Genomic DNA, 26,445 nt, shown 5'->3' with positions numbered 1-26,445 from the left:
GGTGAGCAACAAGATCACCCGAAGTTGGTGGCCGGACGTCGTGGCGCTCGCCGCGTTCGTGGCCCTGACCGTCGCGCTGGTCCGTGGCCACCTGCTGGACCTGGACCAGCGGGTGGCGACCTTGGCGCTCGAGCAGCACCACTCGGAAGGCCCGGTCTACTGGACCGCGCGGGTGTTCAACTACCTGGGCCAGGGCGGCTCGCTGCTGATGCCGGTGGCGGCCGTGCTGACGGCCCTGCTGCTGCGGAGGACCCGATCGATCCGGGCGCTGCTGCCGTTCGCGGCGGCGTTCGTGCTGACCGCCGCCGTGATCGGCCCGGCGAAGATCTTCTTCGACCGGGCCGCGCCGAAGTTTCCGCTGGAGAACCGGACGGTGATGTTCAACCCGGACGCCTCCGGCGCGCTGTCGATGAGCTACCCGTCCGGCCACGTGGCGAACGCGATCGTGTGGTTCGCCGTGTTCGGCCTGCTGATCACGGCTCTGCTGGGCCGGGAACTGACCGGCCGCGAGTTCGCCCTGCTCCGGATCGTCCCGGTGGTGATCGTCTTCGTGACGACCGTCTACACCGGTTTCCACTGGCTCACCGACTCGATCGCCGCGCTGTTCCTCGGCCTGATCCTGGCGCGCCTGCTGGAGCGGGTCCGGTGGGACCGGATCCCGCTGCCGCGCGTGGCGCAGCGCCTGGACCGCTAACCCCAAGCGTGTGGAGTTCGGCCGTCATACGCGCCCTAAATCCACACGCCAGCCGTTGACCCCGAGTGTGTGGAGTTCGGCCGTTATACGCGCCGCAAATCCACACGTCCGGGCGCTAACCGCGAGTGTGTGGAGTTCGGCCGTTATACGCGCCGCAAATCCACACGTGGGTTCAGAGCCAGGTGCCCGCGCGCATCACCCGGGTCAGTGTGAGGTCGGGGGAGAGTACGACCGCGTCCGCGCGTAGCCCCGGCACCAGGGCGCCGACCCGGTCGGACAGGCCGAGCAGCCGGGCCGGGGTGGTCGAGGCCATCCGTGCCGCAGAGACCAGCGGCAGGCCCGCGGCGACCGCGTTGCGCAGCGCCACGTCCATGGTCAGCGTGCTGCCCGCGATCGACCCGTTGACCGCCAGCCGGGCGACCCGGTCGGCGACCACGACCTCCTGGCCGCCCAGCTCGTACCTGCCGTCGGCCATGCCGGTGGCGTCGATCGCGTCGGTGATCAGCACCGACCGGTCCGGGCCGGCGCTGCCCGCGGCGAACGCCAGCATGCCCGGGTGCAGGTGGATGTTGTCGGCGATCAGCTCGCACGTGACGGTCGAGGAGAGCAGGCCGACGACAGGTCCGGGTTCGCGGTGGTGCGGCGGGCGCATGCCGTTGAACAGGTGGGTGGCGACGGTCGCGCCGGCTGCCACTCCGGCGTGGGTCTGGTCGTACGTCGCATCGGTGTGCCCGATCGCCGCCAGCACGCCGTTCCCGCTCAGGTAGGCGATGGCCTCCAGGGCGCCGGGGAGCTCCGGGGCGACGGTCATCATCCGTACCGCGCCCTGGCCGACTTTGATCAGCTCGATGATCTCCGGCATCACCGGGTCCCGCAGGAAGTCCGGGTTCTGCGCGCCGCACCGGGCATGCGAGAGGTACGGCCCCTCGAAATGGATCCCGCCGATCACGCCCGCCTCGACCAGCGGGCGGAACCCGTCGACCGCCGACCGCATCAGTTCGAACGGCGAGCTGACCAGGCTGGCGAGCAGCGTCGTCGTCCCGTGGCCCAGGTGGAAGGCGGCAGCGCCCCGGGCCGCGTCGACGTCACCGGTGGTGAAGGTGTGCCCGCCGCCGCCGTGGCAGTGCAGGTCGACGAAACCGGGCACGAGCACGTCGTCGCCCACGCCGTCGTCCGGCACGATCGCCGCGATGGTGTCGCCGTCCAGGTCGAGATGTCCGGGAACGATCGCGTCCGGGGTGACGATCCGGCCGGAGAAGGCACGTGTCACGAGGAGCCTTTCAGACTGTCCAGGGCGAGCAGGGCGGATCCCAGGCAGCCGGCGGCGTCGCCGAGTTCGGCCCGGACGATCTCGGGGGTCCGGTGGAAGGTGACCCGGGCGGCGACCGCGGCACGGACCGGGAGCAGCAGGTCGTCGCCGGCCTCGGCCAGTCCGCCGCCGAGCACGACCACGCCGGCGTCGTACAGCGCCTGCGCGGTGAGCAGGCCGTCGGCGAGGGCCTCGACCGCCTCCTGCCAGACCCGGCGGGCCAGGTCGTCGCCGCGGGCGGCACGGGTGGCCACGTCGAAGGCGGTCGCGCGCGGGTCGCCGGAGAGTTCGGCGTACCGCCGGCCGACCGCCCGGGCCGAGGCCACCGCCTCCAGGCAGCCGCGCAGCCCGCAGCCGCACTCCGGCCCGTCCGCGCGGACCACGACGTGCCCCAGCTCACCGGCCGCTCCGTGCGCGCCGGGATAGCCGGTTCCGTCGATCACCAGGCCGCCGGCGATGCCGGTGCCGATCGCCACGAACAGCACGTGCCGGCGTCCCCGGCCGGCGCCGAGCCGGGCCTCGGCCAGAGCGCCGACCCGCACGTCGTGCCCGAGCGCGGCGGGCAGTCCCAGCCGCTTCGCGGCGAGATCACGCAGCGGTACGTCCCGGAAGCCCACGTTCGCCGACCACACCGCGACACCGTTGACCTCGTCGACGACACCGGGCACCGCGATACCGGCCGCCACCGGGGTGAACCCGTCCGCACGGGCCTTCTCCGCCAGTGACTCGGCGACCGACAGGATCGTCTCGGTGACCGCCTCCGGGCCGCGGTCGGCGAGCGTGGGATGGCGTTCGGAGTGGTGGACCGTGCCGTCCGGGTGGACCAGGGCGCACTTCATCCCGGTGCCGCCCACATCGAGGGCGACGACTAGCGAGGTGCTCACGTAAGGACTACGGACCGGGTGAGGTTCCGCGGGTTGTCCGGGTCCAGGCCCTGGGTGGTGGCCAGCGCGAGGGCGACCCGCTGGGCCAGGATCAGGTCGGCCATCGGGTCGAGCGGGGCGCGCTTGCCCACCCAGCGGCCGATCGAGCCGTACCCGCCGTGGTGTTTGGCGTGCACGAACGCGGCGCCGGTCCGCTCCACCTCCTCGGCCAGCCCGGCCGGGACGTCACCGAACGCCCACACCACGCGGCGCGGCCCGGCGATCGAGATGGGGCCGTGCCGGTAGTCCATGGCGGGGTACGACTCGGTCCAGAAGCCGGCGGTCTCCCGGCACTTGAGCGCGGCCTCCTCGGCGAGGCCGACGGTCCAGCCCCGGCCGAGGAAGGTGATCTGGTCGGTCAGCGCCGGGTGCACCGGCAGCGGCAGCCGGACCGCGACCTCGGCGTCCGCCGCGGCGGTCTCGATGTCGTGGCCGAGGTGCGCGCGCAGGGTGGCGAGCACGCTGGTGGCGAACCGGGTCTGCACGACCGACTTCTCGTCGGCGAAGTCGAGCACCACGGTGTCGGTGGCGACGTCGGTGGCGGGCTGGGCGCGGTCGGCGGTGAAGAGGGTGACCGGGGTGTGCTCGCGGACCTCGCGCATCACGTCGACGGTCTCGGTGGTGGTGCCCGACCGGGTGATCGCGACGAGCCGGTCGTAGCGGCGGCCGAACGGGAAGTCGGAGGCCTGGAAGGCGTCGGTCTCACCGTGGCCGCTCTGCTCGCGCAGGGCCGCGTACGCCTTGGCCATGAACCAGGAGGTCCCGCACCCGACGACGGCGACCCGTTCCCCCCGGGCGGGGAGTCCTGGCGCTCCGGCTAGTTTCGCCGCCTGCCGCCAACACTCCGGTTGCGTGGCGATCTCCGCTTTGACATGGCTCATGGCTGTTCCTCACCGGTAGATGCTGCGCATTCGCGCTCGGTTCCCGGGACTTTCGCGCGTTATTGTGCTCACGAGGCCGCCGCCGGGGCAAGCGCCAAAGGGCCTTCGCGCATCGGATCTCTTTGCTTCCAGGTCTTTCGCGCACTAATGTGCACACACTTATCATGGAACGTGCATCGGGGAGTGGTGGGTGGACCGGTACGCGCGGTGGAATGCCCTGCTTGAGCTACTGACGGAGAGCGGCAGGGTGACCGTTGAGGAGGCTTCCGACCGTCTCGACGTGTCCCAGGCCACCATCCGCCGCGACTTCGATCAGCTCGCCCAGCAGCAGATGATCACCCGGACCCGGGGCGGCGCGGTCGCCAACGGCGTCTCCTACGACCTTCCGCTGCGGTACAAGAGCGCCAAGCACTCCGCCGAGAAGCAGCGTATCGGCGAGGCCGCCGCCCGCCTAGTCACCCCTGGCACCGTCGTCGGGCTCAACGGGGGCACCACGATCACCGAGGTGGCGCGGGCCCTGGCGGTCCGGCCGGACCTCAACGCCGGCGGCGAGGGCTCTCAGCTGACCGTCGTCACCAACGCCCTGAACATCGCCAACGAGCTGCTGCTGCGCTCCCGGATGAAGATCGTGGTGGCCGGCGGCGTGGTCCGCCCGCAATCGTTCGAGGTGGTCGGACCGCTCGGCGGGGCGCTGCTCAAGGAGGTCACCCTCGACATCGTGCTGCTCGGCGTGGACGCCCTGGACGTGGAGCTGGGCGCGGCCTCGCACCACGAGGGCGAGGCCTCGATGAACAGCCTGATGGTGGCCCGCGCCAAACGGGTCGTGGTGATCGCCGACTCGTCCAAGCTGGGCGGCCACGCCTTCGCCCGGATCTGCCCGATCAGCAAGGTCGAGACCCTGGTCACCGACTCCGGGGCGCCCGCCTCGACGATCGCCGCGTTCCGTGAGGCCGGCGTCGACGTCATCACCGCCTGAAAAACCGCGAGCGTGTGTACTTCGGCCGCTATTCGCGCCCGAAGTACACACGCTGTCGTAGCGTCGGCGGGGATCTTCGGTGCGCCCTATGCTGAGGATCCCTCGTGATGTGGTCACCGATGCCGTCTGGGAGCGCCATGCAGCCCGCCGAACCGACCGGGGAACAGCAGCACATCCCCGCCCCGCGCGCGGCCGAGCCGCCGGACGCCGGGCCGCTCACCGAGCGGGAGATCGAGATCCTCGCCTTCGAGGGCAAGTGGTGGAAGCACGCCGGAGCCAAGGAGCAGGCCATCCGGGACACCTTCGGCCTCTCCTCGACGCGGTACTACCAGCTCCTCAACGCCCTGCTCGACAACCCCGCCGCCCTGGCGAAGGACCCGGTCCTGATCGGCCGCCTCCGCCGGTTGCGTTCGGCCCGCGCCCGCACCCGCCGCCGGTGATCGAGTGTGTGGAGTTCGGGCGCGAATAACGGCCGAACTCAACACGCGGTTTCAGGGCTGGTGGTTCTTGGCGTACGCCTCCAGCCACGCCACCTGGGCCGGATCCAGCGAGGCGCGGACGCGGGAGCGGGCCGTCGCCACGTTCGCCGCGGTGACCGTCGTCGCCTCCAGCGAGTCGCGCATCGCGGCCAGCGCCGACTCCCTGATCAGCGCGGCGCAGTCGGCCGCCGAGAAACCCTCCAGCTCCGCCCCGAGCGCCGCCAGGTCGACCGATTCGTCCAGCGGGACCGCCTTCGACGACGCGCGCAGGATCGCGGTACGGCCGTCGGCGTCCGGCGGCGGCACGAACACCAGCCGTTCCAGCCGGCCGGGCCGCAGCAGCGCCGGGTCGATCAGGTCGGGCCGGTTGGTCGCCCCGATCACCACCACGTTGCGCAGGTCCTCGACCCCGTCCAGCTCGGTCAGCAGGGCGGCCACCACCCGGTCGGTGACGCCGCCGTCGGTGCCCTGGCCACGGGCCGGGGCCAGCGCGTCGACCTCGTCCAGGAAGACCAGGGTGGGCGCGGCCTCGCGGGCCCGGCGGAACAGCTCCCGCACCGACTTCTCGCTGTCACCCACCCACTTGCTGAGCAGCTCGGCGCCCTTCACCGACAGGACGTTGGCCTTGCCGGTGCCGGCGATCGCCTTCACCAGGTACGTCTTGCCGCACCCGGGCGGCCCGTAGAGCAGCACCCCGCGCGGCGGTGAGACACCGAGCCTGGCGAACGTGTCCGGGTAGGTCAGCGGCCACAGCACCGACTCGGTGAGCACCTGCTTGACGTCGGCCATGTCACCGACGTCGTCCAGGGTCACCGCGGCCACCTCGAGGGTGGACTCGGCCATCGAGGTGGGCCGGACCACGTCCAGGGCGGCCTCGAAATCGGCCATGGTCACGATGGCGGGCCGTTCCGTGACGGCCGGGTCCGTGACGTCGGGATCCGTGCCGGGTTCGTCGTCCTGGGCGCCGACCAGGCGGAGCGCGGCCCGGACCCCGGCCTCCCTGGCCAGCGCGCCGAGGTCGGCGGCGACGAAGCCGGGGGTACGCCCGGCGACCTCGTCCAGGCGCACGTCCTCGGCCAGCGGCATCCCGCGGGTGAGGACGGTCAGCTGCTCCCGGCGCATCGCCGCGTCCGGCAGGGGCACCGTCAACTGGACGGCGAGCAGGTCGGGGGTGCGCAGCACCGGGTCCACCGACTCGGGCTTGCTGGTGGTGCAGACGACAGCGACCCCGTCGGCGAGGGTCGCGGCCAGTACCTGACGGAACACCGTGGAGATCGGGCCGGGCTCCTCACGCGGGGCGAGCGCCTCCACGTCGGAGATGAGCAGGACGGCGGGGCGGGTGTCGCGCACCTCCGCGGAGATCTCCCGCAGCCGCGCGGCAGCGGCGCTGTTGGTGAGGGCGGCCAGCTCCGGCGCCCAGACCGGCCGGACCGTCGCGCCGACCGCGGCGCCCACCGCCCGGACCAGGTCGGACTTGCCGGACCCGGACGGGCCGGAGATCAGCACGCCGAGCGTCACCCGGGTGCCGAGCCGGGCCAGCACCTCGCCGTGGTGGAACCCCAGGTCGAGCAGTTCCTCCAGCTCCTTGGCCTGGGATCGGAGGCCGGGCAGATTGTCCAGGCTGATCGGCGGCGCCTCCGGAGTCGTGGCCGCGGCCACCGCGGCCGGGGCGACGACGTCGGTGACCGGTGTGGCGAGGGGGCCGTCATGCCAGCCGACCGTCGTGTCCCGGGTGACGAACGCCGCGTCGCCGCCGGTCACGTCCACCACGGTCAGCACGGTGCTGGTCCACCCGTTGCCGACCAGGTTGCGCAGCTTGCGCCGGGCCTCGTCGATGAGCGGGCGGTGCGCGTTGTCCGGCAGCACGTCCTGCGGGAGCAGCGAGACGCGGTCACCAGGGCTGACCATCTTGCCGAGCACGGACACCCGCAGGATCTCCGGGTCGAGGACGGCGACCACCTCGGGCGGGCCGGCCAGGGTCACCCGGCCGGCCTCGACCTTCGGGATCGGCGTGACGGTGGCCCGGTCGCCGTACCCCACCTCGAGGTTGCCCCGGGTGATGTCGTCGGCGTGCAGGTCGCCCAGGGTGTCCGTGCGGGCCTCCACGACGATGCCGGCGGTCGTCCCGGCGCGCACGGCGCCACCGGTGGAGGCGCGTTCGCCGGTCAGCCGGACCGCGTCGCCCGGCCGCAGATCCAGCGCCTTCATCACGTCCGGGTGCAGCCGGACGATGCCGCGGCCCGTGTCGAGCGCGGAGAAGCCGCGGTTCACCGTCAGCGTGAGATCATCGGCCACCGAGCGTGCCTCCGGTTCGATCGTCCTGGGGTACGGCATGTCCACGCTATCCGCTCGGGGGTAGTGGGACTGCTGAGAGGTTTCACAGGCACCGCTCAGGCCGCTCCGGCTAGCGTGTGCGCCATGTCTGCCCTGACCGACCGTCTCCGGCTCACCCGGCGCCGGGTCATTCCCGCGGTTGCCGCCGTCGTGGTGCTGGCCGCCGCGGCCGTCTGGGCCGTGCGCCCCGAGCCGGTCTCCTGGACGACCGAGGATCTGCGCCTGGCCGGTGACGGCGGGGTCGAGCTGGATGCCCGGTTCTATCTGCCGGAGGACCGGGACGGCAAGGTTCCGGCGGTGCTGCTGGCGCACGGGTTCGGCGGGTCCAAGGAGTCCGTCCGGGACGACGCGGAGTCGCTGGCCGAGCAGGGGTTCGCGGTCCTGGCGTACACCGCACGGGGTTTCGGCCGCAGCACCGGGGAGATCCACCTGGACAGCCCGGACCACGAGGTCAAGGACGCGCAGAAGCTGCTCGACTGGCTGGCCGCCCGCGCCGAGGTGACCACCGACGGCGCCGGCGATCCGAGGGTCGCCGTGGTCGGCGGGTCGTACGGCGGCGCGCTCGCCCTCCTGCTCGCCGGCCAGGATCAGCGGGTCGACGCGATCGTCCCGTCGATCACCTGGAACGACCTGGAGGAGTCGCTGGTCCCCGGCGGCGTCTTCAAGAAGAGCTGGGCCGGTTACTTCTTCGGCAGTGGCGCGTCGACGCTGCAGCTGGGCGGCCGTCCCGCCGAGACGTCGCCGCAGGCCGACCCCGCGTGCGGCCGGTTCGCCGAGGACGTCTGCAAGGCGTACCTGCAGATGGCCACCACCGGCATCCCCGACGACACCACGAAGGCTCTGCTGGCGAAGTCGAGCCCGGCGAGCGTGCTCGGCAAGATCAAGGCGCCGACGCTGCTCATCCAGGGCGCCGTGGACAGCCTCTTCCCGCTCTCCGAGGCGGATGCCAACGCCAAGGGCATCGCCGCGGCCGGCACCCCGGTGAAGGTCGCCTGGTTCACCGGCGGTCACGACGGCGGGTCCGGCCCGGCCAACGACTCGGACCGGGTCAAGTTCCTCACGCTGCAGTGGCTGAACCATTACCTCAAGGGCGAGGGCGACCCGCCGAGCGACGACTTCACCTGGTCACGGGTGGCCGGGTTCAGCGCGACCAGCAGGGATCTGGCGACCAACGGGTACTCGGCGGACACGTACCCCGGCATCTCCGGAACCGGGACCACCGACGTCGCCGTCACCGGACCGGCCCAGCCGATCGCCAACCCGCCGAACGGGAACCCGGGCGCGATCTCGTCGATGCCCGGCCTCACCAGCCGGCTGAGTTCGCTGCTCAGCGGCGGGGTCGCGATCGACGTGCCGGGCCAGCACGCGAACTTCACGTCGGCCCCGCTGACCGGCGCGATCGACGTGGCCGGCGCGCCGGCGGTGAAGTTGCGGGTGGCGTCGCCGGCCGGCGAGGCGGTGCTCTTCGTCAAGCTCTACGACGTCGACCCGAACGGCGCGGCGACGCTCAGCGCCGGCCTGGTCGCGCCGATCCGGCTCACCGGGCTGCCGGCCGACATCGCGCAGGCCCAGCCGGTCACCGTGACGCTGCCGGCCATCGTCCGGCAGATCGAGGCCGGGCACACCATCCGCATCACGGTGGCGACCACCGACCAGGCGTACCTCAGCCCGGCCACGCCCGCCGTCCACACCGTCGCGGTGGAGCCGGCGCTCACCCTGCCGACGCTCGTCGGCACCCCGATCGCCGACCCGGGCCAGCTCTGGTGGTGGGCGCTGGCCGGGGTGGTCGGCGTGATCCTGCTCGGGCTGGGTCTCCTGCTGCTGGTCCGCCGGATCCGGCACCGCCGCCGCGACGTGACCGTGGTCGCCGAGCACGCGGACACGCCGCTGGTGGTCAACGGGCTGCGCAAGGCGTACGGCGACGGGTTCGTGGCGGTCCAGGAGATCAGTTTCCGGGTGCAGCGCGGCCAGGTCGTCGGCCTGCTCGGGCCGAACGGCGCGGGCAAGACCACCACGCTGCGGGTGCTGATGGGCCTGACCCAGCCGACCGCCGGCGAGATCTTCGTCTTCGGGCACCGGCTGGTTCCGGGCGCCCCGATCCTGTCCCGGGTCGGCGCGCTGGTCGAGGGGCCGGGCTTCCTGCCGCACCTGAGCGGCTACGAGAACCTGAAGGCGTACTGGCAGGCCACCGGCCGGCCGTGGGCGGACGCCCGGTTCGAGGAGGCGCTGGAGATCGCCGGTCTGGGCGACTCGGTGCACCGCAAGACCCGCAAGTACAGCCACGGCATGCGGCAGCGTCTCGCCATCGCCCAGGCCATGCTCGGCCTGCCCGAGCTGCTGGTGCTCGACGAGCCGACGGACGGCCTCGACCCGCCGCAGATCGCCGAGATGCGCCGGGTGCTGCAGCGGTACGCCACCGACGGCCGCGCCGTGCTCGTCTCCAGCCACCTGCTCGCCGAGGTGGAACAGACCTGCACCCACGCGGTGGTCGTCAACAAGGGCCGGATCGTGGCGTCCGGCCCGGTCGGCGACATCGTCGGGGACTCCCCGTCGGTGCAGCTCGACGTGTCGGACGTGCCGGCCGCGACGCGGATCCTCGAGGAGCTGGGCGTGCGCTCGGTCAAGCCGGAAGGCCCCAACGGGCTCATCGTCGACATGAACGGCACGGCCCGCGCCGAGATCGTCGCGTCGCTGGTCGGCGCCGGGATCGGGGTGGACCGGCTGGTGCCGCGCCGCCGCCTGGAGGACGCGTTCCTGTCCCTGGTCGGCGACAACTCGCGAGGAAGTGGAGACCGATGAGCAGTCTCGAAGCGGCAACCGGTTACAAGCCCTCGCGCACGCTGCCGATCTGGGCCGAGGTGAAGCGGCAGGCGTCCCGCCGGCGCACCCAGTTGGCGCTCGGGTTCATGGTGGTGCTGCCGCTGATCGTGCTGGGCGCGTTCGAGTTCGGCAACACCAGCGGCCGTGACGACGACGGCGACGGCGGTGGCGCGTTCAGCAGCATCGCCGACCTGGCCACCTCCGGCGGGCTCAACTTCGCGCTGTTCTGCCTCGCCGTCTCGGCCGGGTTCCTGCTGGTCGTGGTGGTGGCGCTGTTCTTCGGCGACACCGTGGCGAGCGAGGCGAGCTGGGGCAGCCTGCGCTATCTGCTGGCGATCCCGGTGCCCCGGGCCAGGCTGCTCGGCGTGAAACTGACCGTCGCCGGGCTGTACTCGCTGCTCGCCCTCCTCACCCTGGTCGGCACCGGCCTGCTGATCGGCACGCTGCGCTACGGCTGGGGCCCGCTCGGCAGTTCCATCGCCGCCGAGCTGCCACCGGCCGAGGGCCTGCTGCGGCTGCTCGGCATCGTCGCCTACCTGGCGGTGACCCTGCTGGTGGTGGCCGGTCTGGCGTTCCTGCTGTCGGTGCTGACGGACGCGGCGCTGGGCGCGGTCGGCGGCGCCGTGATGCTCTGCATCCTGTCCAACATCCTGAACGAGATCGAGGCGCTCGGCGACCTGCGCAAGATCCTCCCGACGTACTACAACGACGCCTGGCGCGGCCTGCTCTCCACCCCGATCCAGACCGACGAGCTGGCCCAGGGCACGATCTCGGCGATCGTCTACGCGACGATCTTCTGGGGGCTGGCTTTCTACCGCTTCACCCGCAAGGACGTCACTTCTTAGGACCTTTTCCGGTACGGGCCACGCACGGTCCCGTGACTCGCGGCAGCAACGGTGGGCGGCTCTGACGGACCGTCCCCGGCTCCCGCTCATGCGTGGGGCTCCCCGGCTGGTTGTCAGGGCTGTCTCAGCGGCGCTGAGACAGCCCTGACAACCAGCCGGGCAAACCACATGCATGACCCGCCGGCCGGGGACGGTCCGGTGTCACGCCTGGAGTGGCTGCCGCGAGTCACGGTGCTCTGCTACGGCGTACCAAAAGAGGGTTTTGAGAGGTTCTGGGAGGAATCTGGAAGGAAGTCGCTCACACCTCGGGATCTCCGTATGGCGTTGACGGAATCTCGTCGTAAGGTGTGGGAAACAACTGAATACCTCATCCAGAGGGGCAGAGGGATACGGCCCGACGAAGCCCCGGCAACCACCGCGCAGGACATCTCGATGACGAGGCCGCGCGTGGCAGGTGCTAATTCCGTCCCCGTTTCGGCAGGTCGCCGCGGGGAAAGATGAGAGGAAACTCAAATGACGTCTGTCGTCGACGTACCCTCCACCACCTCCACGTCGCCCGCCCGCGGTCTGATCTGTCGCGCCTGCAGTGCTGAATACCCGCTCGCCGCGCAGCACGCCTGTTACGAATGTTTCGGCCCGCTCGAGGTCGCCTACGACGAGGCGGCGCTCGCGCGGGTGACCCGGGCCCAGATCGAGGCGGGCCCGCAGAACATCTGGCGGTACGCGGCCCTGCTGCCCGCCGGCCAGGACCCGGCGACCCGCGTTTCCGTCGACCCGGGCATGACTCCGCTGGTCGCCGCCCCGGCGCTGGCCGCCGCGCTGAACATCCAGGCGCCGCTGTACGTCAAGGACGACTCGCAGAACCCGACCCACTCGTTCAAGGACCGGGTCGTCTCGGTGGCCCTGACCGCCGCCAAGGAGCTCGGCTTCACCCGGTTCTCCTGCGCCTCCACCGGCAACCTGGCCAACTCGGTCGCCGCCCACGCGGCCCGCGCCGGCGTGCCGAGCATCGTGTTCATCCCGGCCGACCTGGAGCAGGGCAAGGTCATCACGACCGCGGTGTACGGCGGTGAGCTGGTCGCCATCGAGGGCTCCTACGACGACGTGAACCGGCTGTGCAGCGAGCTGGTGGAGACCGACGAGTTCGAGGACACCGCGTTCGTGAACGTGAACGTGCGGCCGTTCTACGCCGAGGGCTCCAAGACCCTCGGGTACGAGGTCGCCGAGCAGCTCGGCTGGCGCATCCCGGCTCAGGTGGTCATCCCGATGGCCTCCGGTGAGCTGCTCACCAAGGTGGACAAGGCGTTCAGCGAACTCGTCGAGATCGGTCTCGCCGAGGCCCCGGAGGGCGGTTGGACCGTCTTCGGCGCCCAGTCCGAGGGCTGCAACCCGATCGCCGTCGCGCTGCACGCCGACACCGACGTGATCACCCCGGTGAAGCCGACCGGCATCGCCAAGTCGCTGAACATCGGCGACCCGTCCGCCGGGCCGTACGCGATCGAGGCCGTCCGCCGCACCGGTGGCTGGATGGACTACGCCAACGACGACGAGATCCGGGCCGGTATCCGGCTGCTCGCCGAAACCACCGGCATCTTCGCCGAGACCGCCGGCGGGACCACCGTCGCGGTGCTGAAGAAGCTGGTGGAGAGCGGCCGGCTGGACCCGAGCAAGGAGACCGTCGTCTACAACACCGGCGAGGGTCTGAAGACTCTGGACGCGGTGGCCGGCCAGGTTGGACCCACCCACACGATCAAGCCGTCGCTGAAAGGCGCGCGTGAGGCGGGCCTGCTCGGATAACTCTCAGTGACCGGTTATCAGCCGGTTGTCGAGAATTACCTCCTCCGAGGACTTGCGATCCGATCTCCGGATCGGCAGGATGCTCTCTGCGGGAGGACGCGACGCCGTACGAGGCCCCTCACCTGAGCTTGGCGACAATCTCCGAGGGTCCCAACGATCCAGCGCTGACCCATCTGGCTACGTGCCCGGAGGCGCTGTGCGTCCGTCCTCCCGACCAAAAACCTTGTTCACCCATGGCCGCAACGGGATCTCCAACGGGTAATTCCCGTCTTCCAGGCCCGCGTTCCGTTCGAACCAGTTCCGGACGCCGTAGGACCTGGTCAGCGCGATCGACCAGCCGCACGCCAGCCAGTAGGCGGGCCAGAACAACGGCCCGAGCACCGCGTACTGCCCGGCGTGCCGTGACTCGTGCGCGAACAGCCGGGTCCGTTCCTCGGCCAGCAGCCAGTCCGCGGTCCGCTTCGTGATGATCACCGACCCGACCGTGAAACACGTCGCCTTCGGCACCCGCAGCCGGTAGTTCTCGGCGATCAGGACCCCGTCCCGGCCCCGCCGGATCCGGGCACCGGTCGCCTTGGCCAGCAGCAGACCGGCCAGAGTGGTCCCGTTCACCGCGGTCAGCGTGGTCCGCGCCCGATGCCATCCGCGCCCGGCCATCACACTCTCCGGCGCATCTGGAGCTCGGCCAGGGCCGGGATGGTCGGATGCCGCAGGCGCACGCCGGTGTCGGCGAAACCGAGTTTCTCGTACGCCCGGACGGCGCGCCCGTTGCCGCACACCACCTCGAGCATCAACTCGTCACGCCCGCACGCCGCGGACCAGTCGGCGACCGCCTCGACCAGCTGGCCCAGCAGCTTGCCGCCGCGGTGCGCGGGCGTCAGGTAGACCGCGAAGATCACCGTGCAGCCGGGCTCGCCGGGCACCACGCACCCGCCGGCATGACCGATCAGCGGACCGCCCGGATCCGCGATGAACTGGGCCCGCTCCGGCCCGGACGACGACTCCCGGATCAGCTGCCGATAGCCCTCGTGGGGCCGGGCCGCCGCCCGCTCCAGGGTCTCCAGGAAGGCCAGGGGACTGTCCGCCAGCATCTCCAGGCGCAGGGCACGCATCCGTGCCGCGTCGTCCGGTGTGACCCGGCGTACGGTCCAGTTCTCCATGCAGTTCTCTTACCGCTCCGGGCCCCTCCCGGCAAGTGGGATACGCCGTGAGCTGGGCTTTCAAGATCCTTATCGAAACCCGGGGCTGTCGGAGAGCTTTCGCGGGAAGATGGGGTTTCTTGCACTCGCCATTCGAGAGTGCTAAACAAGTGATTGGCACTCGCGCCTTGTGAGTGCCAACAGGTCGGGACGGTGGGGTTCCGGTCGCGGTGCTGCCATCGGCATCGGGGCACGGAGCCGGTCGTCGCGGGCTATCCGGCTCGGCCTGAGGACGTCACCTTCGCCAGGTGGTGGCGTCCGCAGACTTCCTCAAAGTGCGGAGAGCGGGGCCGACGAGGCCCGGCACCGCGGATGTCCGGGAGGACAACGCCGTATGGCCAAGATCATCGCATTCGACGAGGAGGCTCGTCGGGGCCTCGAGCGTGGCATGAACCAGCTCGCTGACGCCGTCAAGGTGACGCTCGGCCCCAAGGGTCGCAACGTCGTCCTGGAGAAGAAGTGGGGCGCCCCCACGATCACCAACGATGGTGTATCCATCGCCAAGGAGATCGAGCTCGAGGACACCTTCGAGAAGATCGGCGCCGAGCTGGTCAAGGAGGTCGCCAAGAAGACCGACGACGTCGCCGGTGACGGCACGACGACCGCGACCGTCCTGGCCCAGGCCCTGGTCCGCGAGGGCCTGCGCAACGTCGCGGCCGGCGCCAACCCGATGGCCCTGAAGCGGGGCATCGAGGCCGCCGTCGCGAGCGTCTCCGAGGAGCTCAGCAAGCTGGCCAAGGAGGTGGAGACCAAGGAGCAGATCGCCTCCACCGCCTCCATCTCGGCCGCTGACACCACCGTCGGCGAGAAGGTCGCCGACGCGATGGACAAGGTCGGCAAGGAAGGCGTCATCACCGTCGAGGAGAGCAACACCTTCGGCCTCGAGCTCGAGCTCACCGAGGGTATGCGCTTCGACAAGGGCTTCATCTCGGCCTACTTCATGACCGACGCGGAGCGTATGGAGGCCGTCTTCGACGACCCGTACATCCTCATCGCGAACAGCAAGATCTCCGCGGTCAAGGACCTGCTCCCGGTCCTCGAGAAGGTCATGCAGGGCGGCAAGCCGCTCGTCATCATCGCCGAGGACGTCGAGGGCGAGGCCCTGGCCACCCTGGTCGTCAACAAGGTCCGTGGCACCTTCAAGTCGGTCGCCGTCAAGGCCCCCGGCTTCGGTGACCGCCGCAAGGCCATGCTGGAGGACATCGCCATCCTGACCGGTGGCGCCGTCATCAGCGAAGAGGTCGGCCTCAAGCTCGACGCCGCCGACCTGTCCCTGCTGGGCTCGGCCCGCAAGGTCGTCATCACCAAGGACGAGACCACCATCGTCGACGGTGCCGGCAACGCCGAGCAGATCCAGGGCCGGGTCAACCAGATCCGCGCCGAGATCGAGCGCTCGGACTCCGACTACGACCGTGAGAAGCTGCAGGAGCGCCTGGCCAAGCTGGCCGGTGGCGTCGCGGTGATCAAGGTCGGCGCGGCCACCGAGGTCGAGCTCAAGGAGCGCAAGCACCGCATCGAGGACGCCGTTCGCAACGCGAAGGCGGCCGTCGAGGAGGGCATCGTCCCCGGTGGTGGCGTGGCGCTGGTGCAGGCCGGCAAGTTCGCGTTCGACAAGCTGGACCTGTCGGGCGACGAGGCCACCGGTGCCAACATCGTGAAGGTCGCTCTGGACGCCCCGCTGCGCCAGATCGCCGTCAACGCCGGCCTCGAGGGTGGCGTCGTGGTGGAGAAGGTGCGCAACCTGGAAGCGGGTTGGGGCCTGAACGCCGCTAACGGCGAGTACGTGGACCTCCTGGCCGCGGGCATCATCGACCCGGCCAAGGTCACCCGCTCGGCGCTGCAGAACGCCGCGTCGATCGCCGCGCTGTTCCTCACCACCGAGGCCGTCGTGGCCGACAAGCCGGAGAAGACCCCGGCCGCCCCCGCCGGCCCCGGCGGCGGCGACATGGACTTCTGAGTCCATCAGTCACCACACCGGAAGGCGGTCCGCTTCGGCGGGCCGCCTTCCGGCGTTTCAGGCCGGCTGCGAGGTGGGCTCGGCCGGCACATGATCGGTGAGGTCGCGCAGTCCACGGACCCGGGACGTCAGATAGATGATCGGGGACAGCACGGTCAGCGCGCCGAAGATCACCAGCGTGGTCCGGGCGCCGAGCGGGCCGGCCAGCGCCCCGGCGATCAGGCCGCCGATCGGAATGGCGCCCCACGACACGAACTTGACCGTGGCGATCACCCGGGAGAGCAGTTCGGGCGGGCTCGCCGTCATCCGGTAGGTCCGGGTGGTCACGCTGAGGATCACCGTCGAGATCGCGAAGATGATGTTCCCGGCGGCGAACGCCAGGTACGCGGTGACGCCGGTGCCCAAGGGGATGAGCAGCGCCCCGGCCACGCCGACGATCGACGAGGCGATCAGCGCGCGTGCGGTACCGACCCGCTCGGTGAACCGGGTGGTCAGCGCCGCCCCGATGAGGGTGCCCACGCCGTCGGTGGCGAGCAGCAGCCCGACCTCCACAGGCGACGCGTGCAGCTCACGGACCAGGTAGTACGGGTAGAGAGCGAGCATCGCGCCGCAGGTCAGGTTGGTCGCGGTCGCGTCCCACATGGCCGGCCTGATGATCGGATGACGGATCACGTAACTCCAGCCCTCGCGGATCATCACGGTCATCGGCGGCCGTCGTGGATCCGGCTCGGAAGGGCGTTCCGGCAGGGTGCGCAGCAGCGTCGCGGAGAACAGGTAGCTCGCCACGTCCACGAGCAGCGTGGGGACCGCACCGAGCAATTGCACCACGAGACCACCGAGAGACGGGCCGCCGAGGTCGGTGACTGCCTGGGTGCCGGAGGTGAGGCTGTTACGTGACTGCAGTTGTTCCTTCGGGACGAGCGCTGTCAGGAACGTCTGGTTGGACACGTCGAACAGCACACTCGCGAAGCTGATCACCAGCGCGACGACGATCACCTGCGCGATCGTCAGCATGCCGGCCCACCAGGCCAGCGGGATCGAGAGCGCCGCGGCCGCCCGGGCCAGGTCGGCGCCGACCTGGATGCCTCGCAGCGGCAGCCGGTGCACGATCACCCCGGCGGGCAGGCTGATCAGTAGGTAGGCCAGGTAGGTCGCGGCGGTGATCAGACCCATCTCGAAGGCGGAGGCGTGCAGCACGGTCAACGCGACCAGCGGCAGCGCGACGGTGCCCACGGCGGAGCCGGTCCTGCTGATCGCGCCCGCGGTCCACCATCGCCAGAACGGAGTCAGTTTCATAATGGAACTGACTATAGTGGTGGTCGTGAGACGGGTCGAGCTGACGGATGTGGACTGTGGGGTCACCCAGGCGCTGGGAGTGCTCACCGACTGGTGGACGTTCCTGATCGTCCGGGACGTGGCGGGCGGTGTGACCCGCTTCGACGGGCTGCAGAAGGAACTCGGGATGAGCCGCCGCGCGCTCGCCGAACGGCTCGCCGCGCTCACCGAGCGGGGCGTCCTCTACCAGCGGCGATACACCGACCGGCCGCCTCGTCACGACTATTTGCTCACCGCCAAGGGTGAGGCGCTGCTTCCGGTGCTGCTCGCGCTGCAGGACTGGGGCGACCGGTTCGTGCTCGGCGACGGCACCCTCTCCGCGACCGCTGAGCCCGGCTCCGCCGAACATCGCCGGGTGCACGGGCTGCGCGGACGCCGGCTGCCGGAAACCATCCTGCACCGGCACGACGGCGTCGGGATCCGGCCGGCCGGGCCGGACGAGTGGACCGTGCTGTTCTGCTTCCCCGGCGCGTTCGCCCCCGGCGCCAAGGGCTATCCGCCGCACTGGTCGGAGATCCCCGGCACGGTCGGCTGCACCCTCGAGGCCACCACCTATGCCGCGCGTGCCGGCCGGTTCGCCGAGGCCGGGGCGCGGATCCGTGGGATCAGCACCCAATGGCCGGATCAGCTCGACGCGTTCCGTGAGCACGCCGGACTGCCGTACGACCTGCTCTCCGACGCCGACGGCCGCCTCGCCACCGCGCTGCGCCTGCCCACCTTCCGGGTCGCCGGCGGTGACCGCCTGAAACGGCTGAGCCTGCTGATCGACCCCGCCGGCACGATCCGGGAGGTGCAGTTCCCGATCACCGACCCGGCGGCCTCGGTCGACGCGATGCTGGCGGCGGTAACGGGATAGCGGAGAACGCGTACACCAGGACCCCGAGCAGGGTGATCAGGCAGCTGGTCGACATCAGGCCCGGTCCGGTCACCGGCAGATCCGGCGGGTCCGGGTGCTCCGGCGGCCCCGGGGCGGGAGATCGCGTCGGCGCGAGGGAGCCGGACGGGCTCGGCGGGATCGCCGGTGAGGGGGAGGCCGGCGGCGTGATCGGGACGACGATGATCGGCGGGGCGGGCTCGGGTGAAGCCGGCGATGACGGCGATGACGGCGACGGGGCGGCGGGGGCCGGGACGGTCACGATGATCGTGCCGAAGGCGACGTTGCCGTTCGCGTCGATGATCTCGTAGCTGAAACGGTCGACGCCGGTGAAGCCGGGATCCGGGGTGTACGTGAGAGTCCCGTCCGGGTTCAGCCGCACCGTGCCGTGCCCGGGCCGGCCGATCCGGCCCACGGTCGCCGGGCGGCCCTGCTCGTCGGTGCTCGGCAGGGAGATGCCGACCGGACTGCCGGGCGGGGTGACGGCCTCCCGGTCCGGGGCGGACGGCGGCGGCCCGACGGTCACCGTGACGGTCGCGCCGGTCGCGGAGCCGTCCGCTGTCACGGCGGTGTAGGCGAACACGGCGTCCCCGGCGAAGCCCGCCTCCGGGGTGTAGGTGACGGTGGTCCCGTCGTCGATCCGGGCCGTTCCGTGCTCCGGCGTGGTCACCGCGGTGACCCGCAGCGTCCCGCTCGGGTCGAGGTCGTTGGCCAGCACCGGCACGGTCACCTGACGGCCGTGCGGGGTGAACCGGGAGTCCGCCACCGCGTACGGGACCCGCCGTGTCACCGTGACCTCGACGATCGCCTCCGCGGTGCCGCCGTGACCGTCGCTCACCTCGTACCGGAAGAGGTCCTGACCCTCCCAGCCGGCCGGCGGCGCGTAGCGGACCAGGTCCCCCGCCTGCGTCGCGGTCCCGTGCCCGGGCGTGCCGACAGTGGCGATGCCGAGGGTCTGCCCGGGGTTCTCGTCGGTGTCGTTGGCCAGCACGTCGATCTCGACCGGGTGCCCGGCCAGTGCGGCTGCCGTGTCGCCGCGGGCCACCGGCGCGGCGTTGGCGACCCGGACCGTGATGCGCGCGGTGGCGGTGTTGCCGATCGGATCCCGGATCGTGTAACCGAACGTGTCCGTCCCGGTGAAGCCGCGGCGGGGCGCGTACCTGATGATCCCGCCGGTCCCGATCAGGGCGTGACCGTGCGCCGGGGTCTCGGCGGCGGTGACCGTGAGGGCCTGCTGTTCCGGGTCGGTGTCGTTGGCGAGGGCGGGTACGTCGACCGGGGTGCCCGACGGGGTCGCCGCGCTGTCGTCGGCGGCGGCCGGGGCGGCGTCGATGGTGACCCGTACCGTGCCGGTGTCGCTCCCGCCCACTTCGTCGCGGACCAGGTAGTCGAAGGTGTCGGTGCCGATGGCGCCCGGACCGGGGGTGTAGTCGACGCTCTCCGCGCCGGCCACGACGCTGCCGAGGGCGGCGGGACCGGCGGAGCCGACGGTCAGCGGCTGGCCGATGTTCGCGTCGGTGTCGTTGGCGAGGACCGCGAGCGTGGTGGCGCCCTGCTGCCGGACGGTGTACGCGTCGTCGAACGCCACCGGCGGAGCGTTGCGCACGGTGACCGTCACGACGGCCGCGTGACTCGCCCGGTGCGGGTCCTGGATCGTGTACCCGAACCCGTCGACACCGGTGAACCCCGGGTCCGGGGCGTAGATGAGCGTCCCGCCCACGCCGGCCGTGACCGTCCCGTGCGCCGCCGCGGTCCAGCCGGCGACGGTCAGCGGCTCACCGTTCGGGTCGCTGTCGTTCGCGGTCACGTCGATGGTGACCGGCGCCCCGGTGTCGGTGGTGACGGCGTCCGCCCGGGCCACCGGGAAGGCGTTGACCACCTCGATCGTCACGTCCGCCGCGGACGTGCCACCCCGCCCGTCGCTGATCGTGTAGCGCAGCGTGTCCGTCCCGGCGTAGGCGGCCGCCGGCTGGTACGCCACCCCGCCGCCGCTGACCGTCGCGCTGCCGTGCCCGGGCCCCGCGTCGATCGTGACAGCGAGCGGGTCGCCGTTCGGGTCGTCGTCGTTGACCAGCACCTCGATCCGCGACTGCGGCCCGGCCGGCACCGTCACGTCGTCGTCCCGGGCGGTCGGCGCGGCGTTCAGCACGGTGATCGTGACGGTCGCGGTGGCGGTGCCGCCCCGGGTGTCGGCGATCGTGACGGTGAACGTGTCGTCGCCGGACCAGCCCACGTCCGGCGTGTAGGTGAGCGTCCCGTCGGTGTTGAGGACGACCACGCCGTGCGCCGGCCCGGTCGTTCCGCTGACCCGCAACGTGTCGCCGTTGGGGTCGGTGGCGGGAACGTTCAGCCCCACCGGCGTGCGGTACGCCGTGCTCTTCGCGACGTCCCCGGCCACCGGCGCGGCGTTGCCGACCACCACCGTGATCGACCCGGTGGACGTGCCACTGTGGTTGTCCTGGATCGTGTACCGGAAGGTCACCGTGCCGGAGAACCCGGCCGCGGCCTGGTAGACGACCTTCGTGTCGGTGCCGGTGCCGACCACGGTGGCGGTCCCCGAGGACGGGGTGCCGGTCCCGGTGATGGTGAGCGGGTCCAGGTTGTTGTCGCTGTCGTTGTCGAGCGCCGGGATCGTCACGCTGCCCAGGTAGGCGACGGTCGCCAGGTCGTCGCTCGCGGTCGGCGCGGCGTTCGCCACGTCGACCAGGATCCGGGCGGTCGCGGTGCCCTCACCGTCGCTGACGGTGTACCCGAGGACGGCCTGCCCGACGAAGGTGGCCGACGGCGCGTACGCGACGGTGCCGCTGCCGTCGATCCGGACCGTCCCGGCGCCGGCCTGCGGGCCGCTGACCGCGACCACGGTCAGCGGGTCGCCGTTCGGGTCGCTGTCGTTGCCGAGCACCGCGACGATCACCTCGGCGCCGGAGGCGGTGGCCTCGGCGTCGTCCCGGGCGACCGGCGCGGCGTTGGCGGTCCGCACCGTCACCGTCGCGGTGGCCCGGCCACCGTCCGCGTCGGCGAGCACGTACGTGAACGTGTCGTTCCCCTTCCACCCGGCCGCCGGCGTGTACGTGACAGTGCCGTCGGCCTTGACGATCGCCGCGCCGTGCCCGGGCGGCGTGCCGATCGACACGGTCAGCGCGGACGACAGGCCGTCCGGGTCGCTGTCGTTGCCGAGCACCGGCACCGTCACCGCCGTCCCGATCGTGGTGGCCGCGGAGTCACCGGACGGGTCCGGAGCCAGGTTGATCCGGAACGAGACGGTCGCGGTGTCGTTCGAGGCCAGGGCGTCGGAGCCGGTCCCGGACACGGTCAGGGTGGCGGCCGGCTGGGCGGCGGCGGTCCCGGCGGCCGTGGCCGGGACGGTGACGGTCGCCGCGGTGCCCGGGGCGACCGGGCCCAGAGCGCACGTGACCACCTGGGCGAACACCGAGCATCCGGTGGGCAGGACGCCGGCGCCGACCCCGGCGGGCAGGGTCAGTTCGGCGGTGGCCGCGTTCTCCTGGGCGGTGCCGGCGTTGCGGACCGTGGCGACGTACGAGACGGCGGCGGGCAGGGCCGGGCGCTGGAGCACCGGCGGTTGCACGGTCAGGGCGGCGACCAGGTCGGTGCGGCCGGGAGCGACGGGAGTGGCGACCGAGGCGGCCGGCCCGGAGACGCTGACGTTCGCGGTGTGCCCGGTGTAGCTGAGGTCGACCGCGTTGGCGATCGAGTAGCCGGGTGGGGCGCCGGGATCGATCCGGACCTGGAGGATCGCGTACGCCGTTCCCCCGCTGGCGATGTCCCCGAGCGCGAACTCGGCCCGTCCGGGCCGCGCCGTGCCGCCGTCGTCGCCGGACGCGTCGGTGACCGGGCCGCCGCCGATCCGCAGCGATCCCGGCACGTACGTGGTCCACGCCGGGATCGCGTTGGTGAGCCAGGAGGCGTCCGCGGTGTCGTTGCCGTCGTTGCGCACGTCGATGCGGTACTCGATGACGTCGCCCGCCACCAGGTCGCCGCCGTTCACGTCGGTGCCGGTCACGGTGGTGGTCATCTTCGGGGCGTACAGGTCGATCGCGAAGCTGACCACCCCCGGGTAGTACGTGTCGCTGGTGGTGTTCAGGGTGAGGGTGGCCGAGGTGGCCGCGTGCCCGAGCCGCCCGGTGGCGTCGAACTGGTCGATGTCGACGCCGAACAGGTTGGGCCAGGCCGGGCTGCGACCGGTCACCGGCGTCCCGCCGTCACTCACCGTGCTGTTGAAGAAGTTGTCCGCCGGGTTCGCGGTGTCGCTCACCGCCGCCCCGTTCAGCCGCAGCACGTCCCCGGACTTGCCGCGGTCGCCCTCGTAGACGACGGTGCCGATCTCGGCGCGGACGGTACCGGCGTGCGGCGTCTCGAAGCCGCCGACCGTGATGTTGACGCTGCCGGAACTCGCGCTCACCGAGCCGTACCCGTCATACAGGCGCAGGGCGCGCAGGCTCTCGGCGGGATCGCGGTAGGCGATGGCGAGGGTCCACCCGGCGAACCGGTCGACACCGATGCCGGCCTGGATGTTGGCGACCCCGTACACCCCGTTGCCGGCGCCGGCGACCAGGGCGGTCACGTCGGCGAACGCCTGATAGTTCGTGTCGCCGCCACCGGGGTCGAAGATCTTCCCCGCGGTCACCGTCCGCCACCCCGAGCCGGGGGTACGGAACAGCACCCGTCCCCGGTCCCCCGGCAGCAGCGCGTCCACGCCGGAGGTGCCACCGCCGGTGTCCGCGCCCCAGTACAGCGCCGCGAACAGCACCGAACCACCCGGCGGCAGGGCCACCGTCGCGGTGCTGTCGTTGCGGGTGACAAGGCCCAGGTCGCCGTCGGCGTCGGCATTCGTCATCACGTACCCGTTGTTGTCCTGCGACTCCCCGTTCGGCCGTAGCCCCTGCCGCGCGTTGAGGCAGTTCCCCAGCGGCGGGCAGACCAGGTTGGTGTTGCCGCGCAGCAGGATCGAGCCGTTGGTGTTGGCCGCGTACCGCACCGTGAACGGCGAGGTCACCGCGGCCGCCACCGGCCGGGCCACCAGGGCGGTCGCGGCCAGCAGGGTGGCGTAGACGAGCAGAACCGCGGTCCCGGTCCGGTGCATGGCTCCGACGGTAATCTCGACTTACCGGGTGATGCTGACTATTCGTGGCATACCGGAGGTCGATGACTTTCCCCCGCCGGGGTGACCGCTGCGGGCGCTAACGTGGGACGGGTGCGTGATCCCTCGGTCTCCCGCTATTCCGCCGGCCGCCTGTCCCCGATCCGGCGCACCGCTGATCTGCGGCGGCTGCGTGACGAGCAGTTCGACGTCCTGGTGATCGGCGGCGGCGTGACCGGCGCCGGCGCCGCTGTCGACGCCGCCTCCCGCGGTCTCAAGGTCGCCCTGGTCGAGGCCCGTGACCTGGCCGCCGGCACCTCCAGCCGGTCCAGCAAGCTGATCCACGGCGGCCTGCGCTACCTGGAACAGCTCGAGCTGGGCCTGGTGCACGAGGCGCTGACCGAGCGCGGGCTGCTCGCCACCCGCCTCGCCCCGCACCTGGTCCGCCCGGTCCCGATCCTGGTTCCGCTGCCCAGCGCCGGCCTGCCGAAACGGGCCTGGCAGCGGGGCTATTACGGGCTCGGCGTGGCGGCGTACGACGCGTTCGCCGGGATCTTCGGCGCCGGCCGGGGCATGCCGCTGCACCGGCACCTGACCCGCGACGGCGCCCGGCACCTGTTCCCGAGCCTGCGCGCCGACCGGGTGGCCGGCGCGATCCGCTACTTCGACGGTCAGGTCGACGACGCCCGCCTGGTGGTCAACCTGGCCCGGACCGCGGCCAGCCTGGGCGCGGCCGTGGTGACCAGCGCGCGCGTCACCGGGTTCGTGCGCGAGGCCCGGCAGGTGGTCGGGGTCCGGGTGCGCGATCTGGAGAGCCCGGATTCCGAGCCTTTCGAGGTTCGCGCGCGTACGGTCGTCGCCGCCACCGGTGTGTGGAGCGACGACATGTCCCGGATGCTCAGCGACGTCGGGGTCCGCCCCGGCTTCCGGGTCCGCGCCTCCAAGGGCGTGCACCTGGTGGTGCCCCGCTCGGCGATCACCGGTGAGGCCGGCCTGATCCTGCGGACCGCCACCAGCGTGCTGTTCGTGATCCCGTGGGGCGGCCACTGGATCATCGGCACCACCGACACCGACTGGCAGCTCGACCGGTCCCACCCGGCCGCCTCCGCCCGCGACATCCGCTACCTGCTCGACCAGGTCAACACGGTGCTTGACCGGCCGCTCACCACCGACGACATCGAAGGCGTCTACGCCGGCCTGCGCCCGCTGCTGTCCGGCGAGGCCGACTCCACCTCGAAACTGTCCCGCGAGCACGCGGTGGTCGAGCCGATGCTGGGCCTGCTACTGGTCGCCGGCGGCAAGTACACGACGTACCGGGTGATGGCCGCCGACGTGGTGGACCGGGCGGTGTGGCGGCTCGGCGGCGAGGCCGGCCCGTCCCGCACCGACCAGCTCCCGCTGCTCGGCGCCGACGGCTACGCCGCCGCCTGGCGGGACCGGCACGACCTGGCCCGGCGGCACGGTGTCACGGCGGGCGTGGTCGAACACCTCCTCGAGCGGTACGGGACCCTCACCGTCCACCTGCTCGCGATGATGGCCGCCGAACCGCGGCTGGCCCAGCCGCTCGCCGGCGCCCCGGAATACCTGGCGGCCGAGGTGGCGTACGCGACCCTCGCCGAAGGCGCCCTGCACCTGGACGACGTGCTGACCCGGCGCACCCGCATCTCGATCGAGACCGCGCACCGCGGCGCCGAGTCCGCCGAGCACGCCGCCGAGATCATGGGGGAGGCGCTCGGCTGGGACGCCACCGTCCGCCGCAAGGAGGTCGAGCACTACCTGGCCCGGGTCACCGCGGAACGCCAGTCGCAGACCATGCCGGACGACGCGACCGCCGACGCCGCCCGGATCGGCGCGCCGGACGTGCGCGGGCTGGCCGCCGATCGCCGGGAGCCGCTGCTCGAGATCGACCTGTGATCCTCGTCGACGAGCCGCTCTGGCCGGGCCGTGGCTGCCTCTGGTCGCACCTGGTCAGCGACGTGTCGTACGAGGAACTGCACGCCTTCGCCGAGATGCTGGGGGCGCCACGGCGGGCCTTCGACCGGGACCACTACGACATCCCGGAGTTCCGGTTCCGCAGCGCGATCTGGCTGGGCGCGACCCTGCTGCCCTCCCGGGAGCTGACCGCTCGGCTCCGGGCGGCGGGTCTACGCCGCCCGAAGCACCTGGCGTGTTGATTTCGGCCGCTATGCGCGCCCTAAACCAACACGCCGGAACTCAGGCACCTGGCGTGTTGATTGCGGGCGCGTATGACGGCCGAAATCAACACGCTGGAAGTCAGGCGAGCTGTTCCAGCTCAGTGGTGAGGTTGGCGCGGGCCCGGTCCTCCCACTGTTCGCGGAGCGGCTCCAGGCGGTAGATCGACGGGAGTTTCAGCAGCTCGGTGAGGACCCGGGAGCGGCCGCCACGGAACGCGTCGTCGGGGACGTGCGCGTACTCCCGGCGGATCGCCGCGGTGTACTCGGCGTACCGGTCCGGGTCGGCGGCCAGGATCGACAGGTCCGCGTCGCAGAGCAGCTCACCGTCCGGGTCGTCGTCCTCGGTGGCGTGGCCGGCCGTCAGGCTGACCAGGCGCGCCACCTCGGCGGCGTCCTCGTCCGGGGCGCCCAGGCTGACCAGCAGGCCGGCGGCGAACTCGGCGCTGTCCCGCTCGTTGGCGTCACCCAGGGCACGCGGGTCGTAGACGGCGTCGTGCAGCCAGGCCGCCAGGCGTACCCGATCGGGGTGGGGTGCCAGGTGAGCGAAGCGATCGACGACGTCGAGCACCGACGCGAGATGGCTCACGTCGTGGTAGTGGCGCTGCGGCTCGGTCCAGCAGCTCAGCAGGTGCCGGGCGGCCGCGTCCAGGTCGTCGTCGCTCGCGGTGGCGCCGGCGCCACGCGCGGCGGAGCGGAAGGCCTCGGGCAGTGATGTCACGTAGGCATCCT

The 26,445-nt window shown here is 71.8% G+C and carries 19 protein-coding genes and 1 riboswitch; of the genes, 10 read left to right on the top strand and 9 right to left on the bottom strand.

Annotation, left to right across the window (positions count from 1 at the left end; all coding sequences use genetic code 11):
- Nucleotide 1: 1 nt before the first annotated feature.
- Complete coding sequence (locus ACZ3II_RS03635) at nucleotides 2-694, top strand: phosphatase PAP2 family protein (RefSeq protein ID WP_465516045.1); 693 nt, start codon at nucleotides 2-4, stop codon at nucleotides 692-694.
- Nucleotides 695-866: 172 nt separating this feature from the next.
- Here ACZ3II_RS03635 and nagA read toward each other — a convergent pair whose 3' ends face one another.
- The 3 genes from nagA to ACZ3II_RS03620 are packed head-to-tail and all read right to left on the bottom strand — an operon-like array spanning nucleotide 867 to nucleotide 3,807.
- A complete protein-coding gene (gene nagA, locus ACZ3II_RS03630; RefSeq protein WP_465516044.1) occupies nucleotides 867-1,964 on the bottom strand; it encodes an N-acetylglucosamine-6-phosphate deacetylase in 1,098 nt (365 codons plus the stop codon).
- Nucleotides 1,961-2,887, bottom strand: a complete 927-nt coding sequence (locus ACZ3II_RS03625) for an ROK family protein (RefSeq protein WP_465516043.1) — start codon at nucleotides 2,885-2,887, stop codon at nucleotides 1,961-1,963. Before ACZ3II_RS03625 ends, nagA begins: the two co-directional genes overlap by 4 nt.
- The gene (locus ACZ3II_RS03620; RefSeq protein WP_465516042.1) at nucleotides 2,884-3,807 is read right to left on the bottom strand and encodes an SIS domain-containing protein; all 924 of its coding nucleotides are present in this window, start codon (nucleotides 3,805-3,807) and stop codon (nucleotides 2,884-2,886) included. Before ACZ3II_RS03620 ends, ACZ3II_RS03625 begins: the two co-directional genes overlap by 4 nt.
- Before the next feature lie 190 nt (nucleotides 3,808-3,997).
- Here ACZ3II_RS03620 and ACZ3II_RS03615 point away from each other — a divergent pair, with 190 nt between their 5' ends.
- Both ACZ3II_RS03615 and ACZ3II_RS03610 read left to right on the top strand, forming a co-directional pair.
- On the top strand, nucleotides 3,998-4,783 hold the full coding sequence (locus tag ACZ3II_RS03615) for a DeoR/GlpR family DNA-binding transcription regulator (protein WP_465516041.1): 786 nt from the start codon (nucleotides 3,998-4,000) through the stop codon (nucleotides 4,781-4,783).
- A 119-nt stretch (nucleotides 4,784-4,902) separates the two neighbouring features.
- On the top strand, nucleotides 4,903-5,223 hold the full coding sequence (locus tag ACZ3II_RS03610; protein ID WP_465516040.1) for a DUF3263 domain-containing protein: 321 nt from the start codon (nucleotides 4,903-4,905) through the stop codon (nucleotides 5,221-5,223).
- Nucleotides 5,224-5,274: 51 nt separating this feature from the next.
- Here the strand turns inward: ACZ3II_RS03610 and ACZ3II_RS03605 are convergent, their stop codons facing one another.
- Nucleotides 5,275-7,596 (bottom strand): AAA family ATPase, encoded by a 2,322-nt coding sequence (locus ACZ3II_RS03605; RefSeq protein ID WP_465516039.1) that lies wholly within the window; start codon nucleotides 7,594-7,596, stop codon nucleotides 5,275-5,277.
- A gap of 84 nt (nucleotides 7,597-7,680) precedes the next feature.
- Between ACZ3II_RS03605 and ACZ3II_RS03600 the strand changes: the two genes are divergently transcribed.
- From ACZ3II_RS03600 to thrC, 3 genes are all read left to right on the top strand, one after another.
- The gene (locus ACZ3II_RS03600) at nucleotides 7,681-10,395 is read left to right on the top strand and encodes an alpha/beta fold hydrolase (protein ID WP_465516038.1); all 2,715 of its coding nucleotides are present in this window, start codon (nucleotides 7,681-7,683) and stop codon (nucleotides 10,393-10,395) included.
- A complete protein-coding gene (locus ACZ3II_RS03595; protein ID WP_465516037.1) occupies nucleotides 10,392-11,261 on the top strand; it encodes an ABC transporter permease in 870 nt (289 codons plus the stop codon). Before ACZ3II_RS03600 ends, ACZ3II_RS03595 begins: the two co-directional genes overlap by 4 nt.
- A 364-nt stretch (nucleotides 11,262-11,625) precedes the next feature.
- A riboswitch (SAM riboswitch) is annotated at nucleotides 11,626-11,765 on the top strand.
- A gap of 9 nt (nucleotides 11,766-11,774) precedes the next feature.
- Entirely contained in the window at nucleotides 11,775-13,058 is a 1,284-nt protein-coding gene (thrC, locus tag ACZ3II_RS03590; protein WP_465516036.1) for a threonine synthase, read from the top strand.
- 177 nt (nucleotides 13,059-13,235) lie between these two features.
- On the opposite strand, the gene ACZ3II_RS03585 is transcribed toward thrC, so the two are convergent.
- On the bottom strand, nucleotides 13,236-13,670 hold the full coding sequence (locus ACZ3II_RS03585; protein WP_465516035.1) for a hypothetical protein: 435 nt from the start codon (nucleotides 13,668-13,670) through the stop codon (nucleotides 13,236-13,238).
- 44 nt (nucleotides 13,671-13,714) lie between these two features.
- The gene (locus ACZ3II_RS03580) at nucleotides 13,715-14,218 is read right to left on the bottom strand and encodes a GNAT family N-acetyltransferase (RefSeq protein WP_465516034.1); all 504 of its coding nucleotides are present in this window, start codon (nucleotides 14,216-14,218) and stop codon (nucleotides 13,715-13,717) included.
- Between the two features lie 373 nt (nucleotides 14,219-14,591).
- Between ACZ3II_RS03580 and groL the strand changes: the two genes are divergently transcribed.
- Nucleotides 14,592-16,214 carry a chaperonin GroEL gene (gene groL / locus ACZ3II_RS03575; RefSeq protein WP_465516033.1) on the top strand — a complete coding sequence of 541 codons (1,623 nt, stop codon included), beginning with the start codon at nucleotides 14,592-14,594 and terminating at the stop codon, nucleotides 16,212-16,214.
- Between the two features lie 57 nt (nucleotides 16,215-16,271).
- Here the strand turns inward: groL and ACZ3II_RS03570 are convergent, their stop codons facing one another.
- Nucleotides 16,272-17,510, bottom strand: coding sequence for an MFS transporter (locus ACZ3II_RS03570; protein WP_465516032.1), 1,239 nt, complete (start codon nucleotides 17,508-17,510; stop codon nucleotides 16,272-16,274).
- A gap of 1 nt (nucleotide 17,511) precedes the next feature.
- Between ACZ3II_RS03570 and ACZ3II_RS03565 the strand changes: the two genes are divergently transcribed.
- Nucleotides 17,512-18,405, top strand: coding sequence for a winged helix-turn-helix transcriptional regulator (locus tag ACZ3II_RS03565; RefSeq protein ID WP_465516031.1), 894 nt, complete (start codon nucleotides 17,512-17,514; stop codon nucleotides 18,403-18,405).
- Here the strand turns inward: ACZ3II_RS03565 and ACZ3II_RS03560 are convergent.
- Nucleotides 18,353-23,524, bottom strand: coding sequence for an Ig-like domain-containing protein (locus tag ACZ3II_RS03560; RefSeq protein WP_465516030.1), 5,172 nt, complete (start codon nucleotides 23,522-23,524; stop codon nucleotides 18,353-18,355). The genes ACZ3II_RS03565 and ACZ3II_RS03560 overlap by 53 nt on opposite strands.
- Nucleotides 23,525-23,635: 111 nt before the next feature.
- Between ACZ3II_RS03560 and ACZ3II_RS03555 the strand changes: the two genes are divergently transcribed.
- Complete coding sequence (locus ACZ3II_RS03555) at nucleotides 23,636-25,435, top strand: glycerol-3-phosphate dehydrogenase/oxidase (RefSeq protein WP_465516029.1); 1,800 nt, start codon at nucleotides 23,636-23,638, stop codon at nucleotides 25,433-25,435.
- Complete coding sequence (locus ACZ3II_RS03550; RefSeq protein WP_465516028.1) at nucleotides 25,432-25,695, top strand: DUF4031 domain-containing protein; 264 nt, start codon at nucleotides 25,432-25,434, stop codon at nucleotides 25,693-25,695. Before ACZ3II_RS03555 ends, ACZ3II_RS03550 begins: the two co-directional genes overlap by 4 nt.
- A gap of 100 nt (nucleotides 25,696-25,795) precedes the next feature.
- Here the strand turns inward: ACZ3II_RS03550 and ACZ3II_RS03545 are convergent, their stop codons facing one another.
- Nucleotides 25,796-26,434, bottom strand: a complete 639-nt coding sequence (locus tag ACZ3II_RS03545; protein WP_465516027.1) for an HD domain-containing protein — start codon at nucleotides 26,432-26,434, stop codon at nucleotides 25,796-25,798.
- Nucleotides 26,435-26,445: the final 11 nt, after the last annotated feature.

This window comes from Actinoplanes sp. NPDC019969 (genome assembly GCF_055562375.1).
Note: the sequence above shows the minus strand (reverse complement) of the source record. Positions and strands in the feature narration are given on the sequence as shown.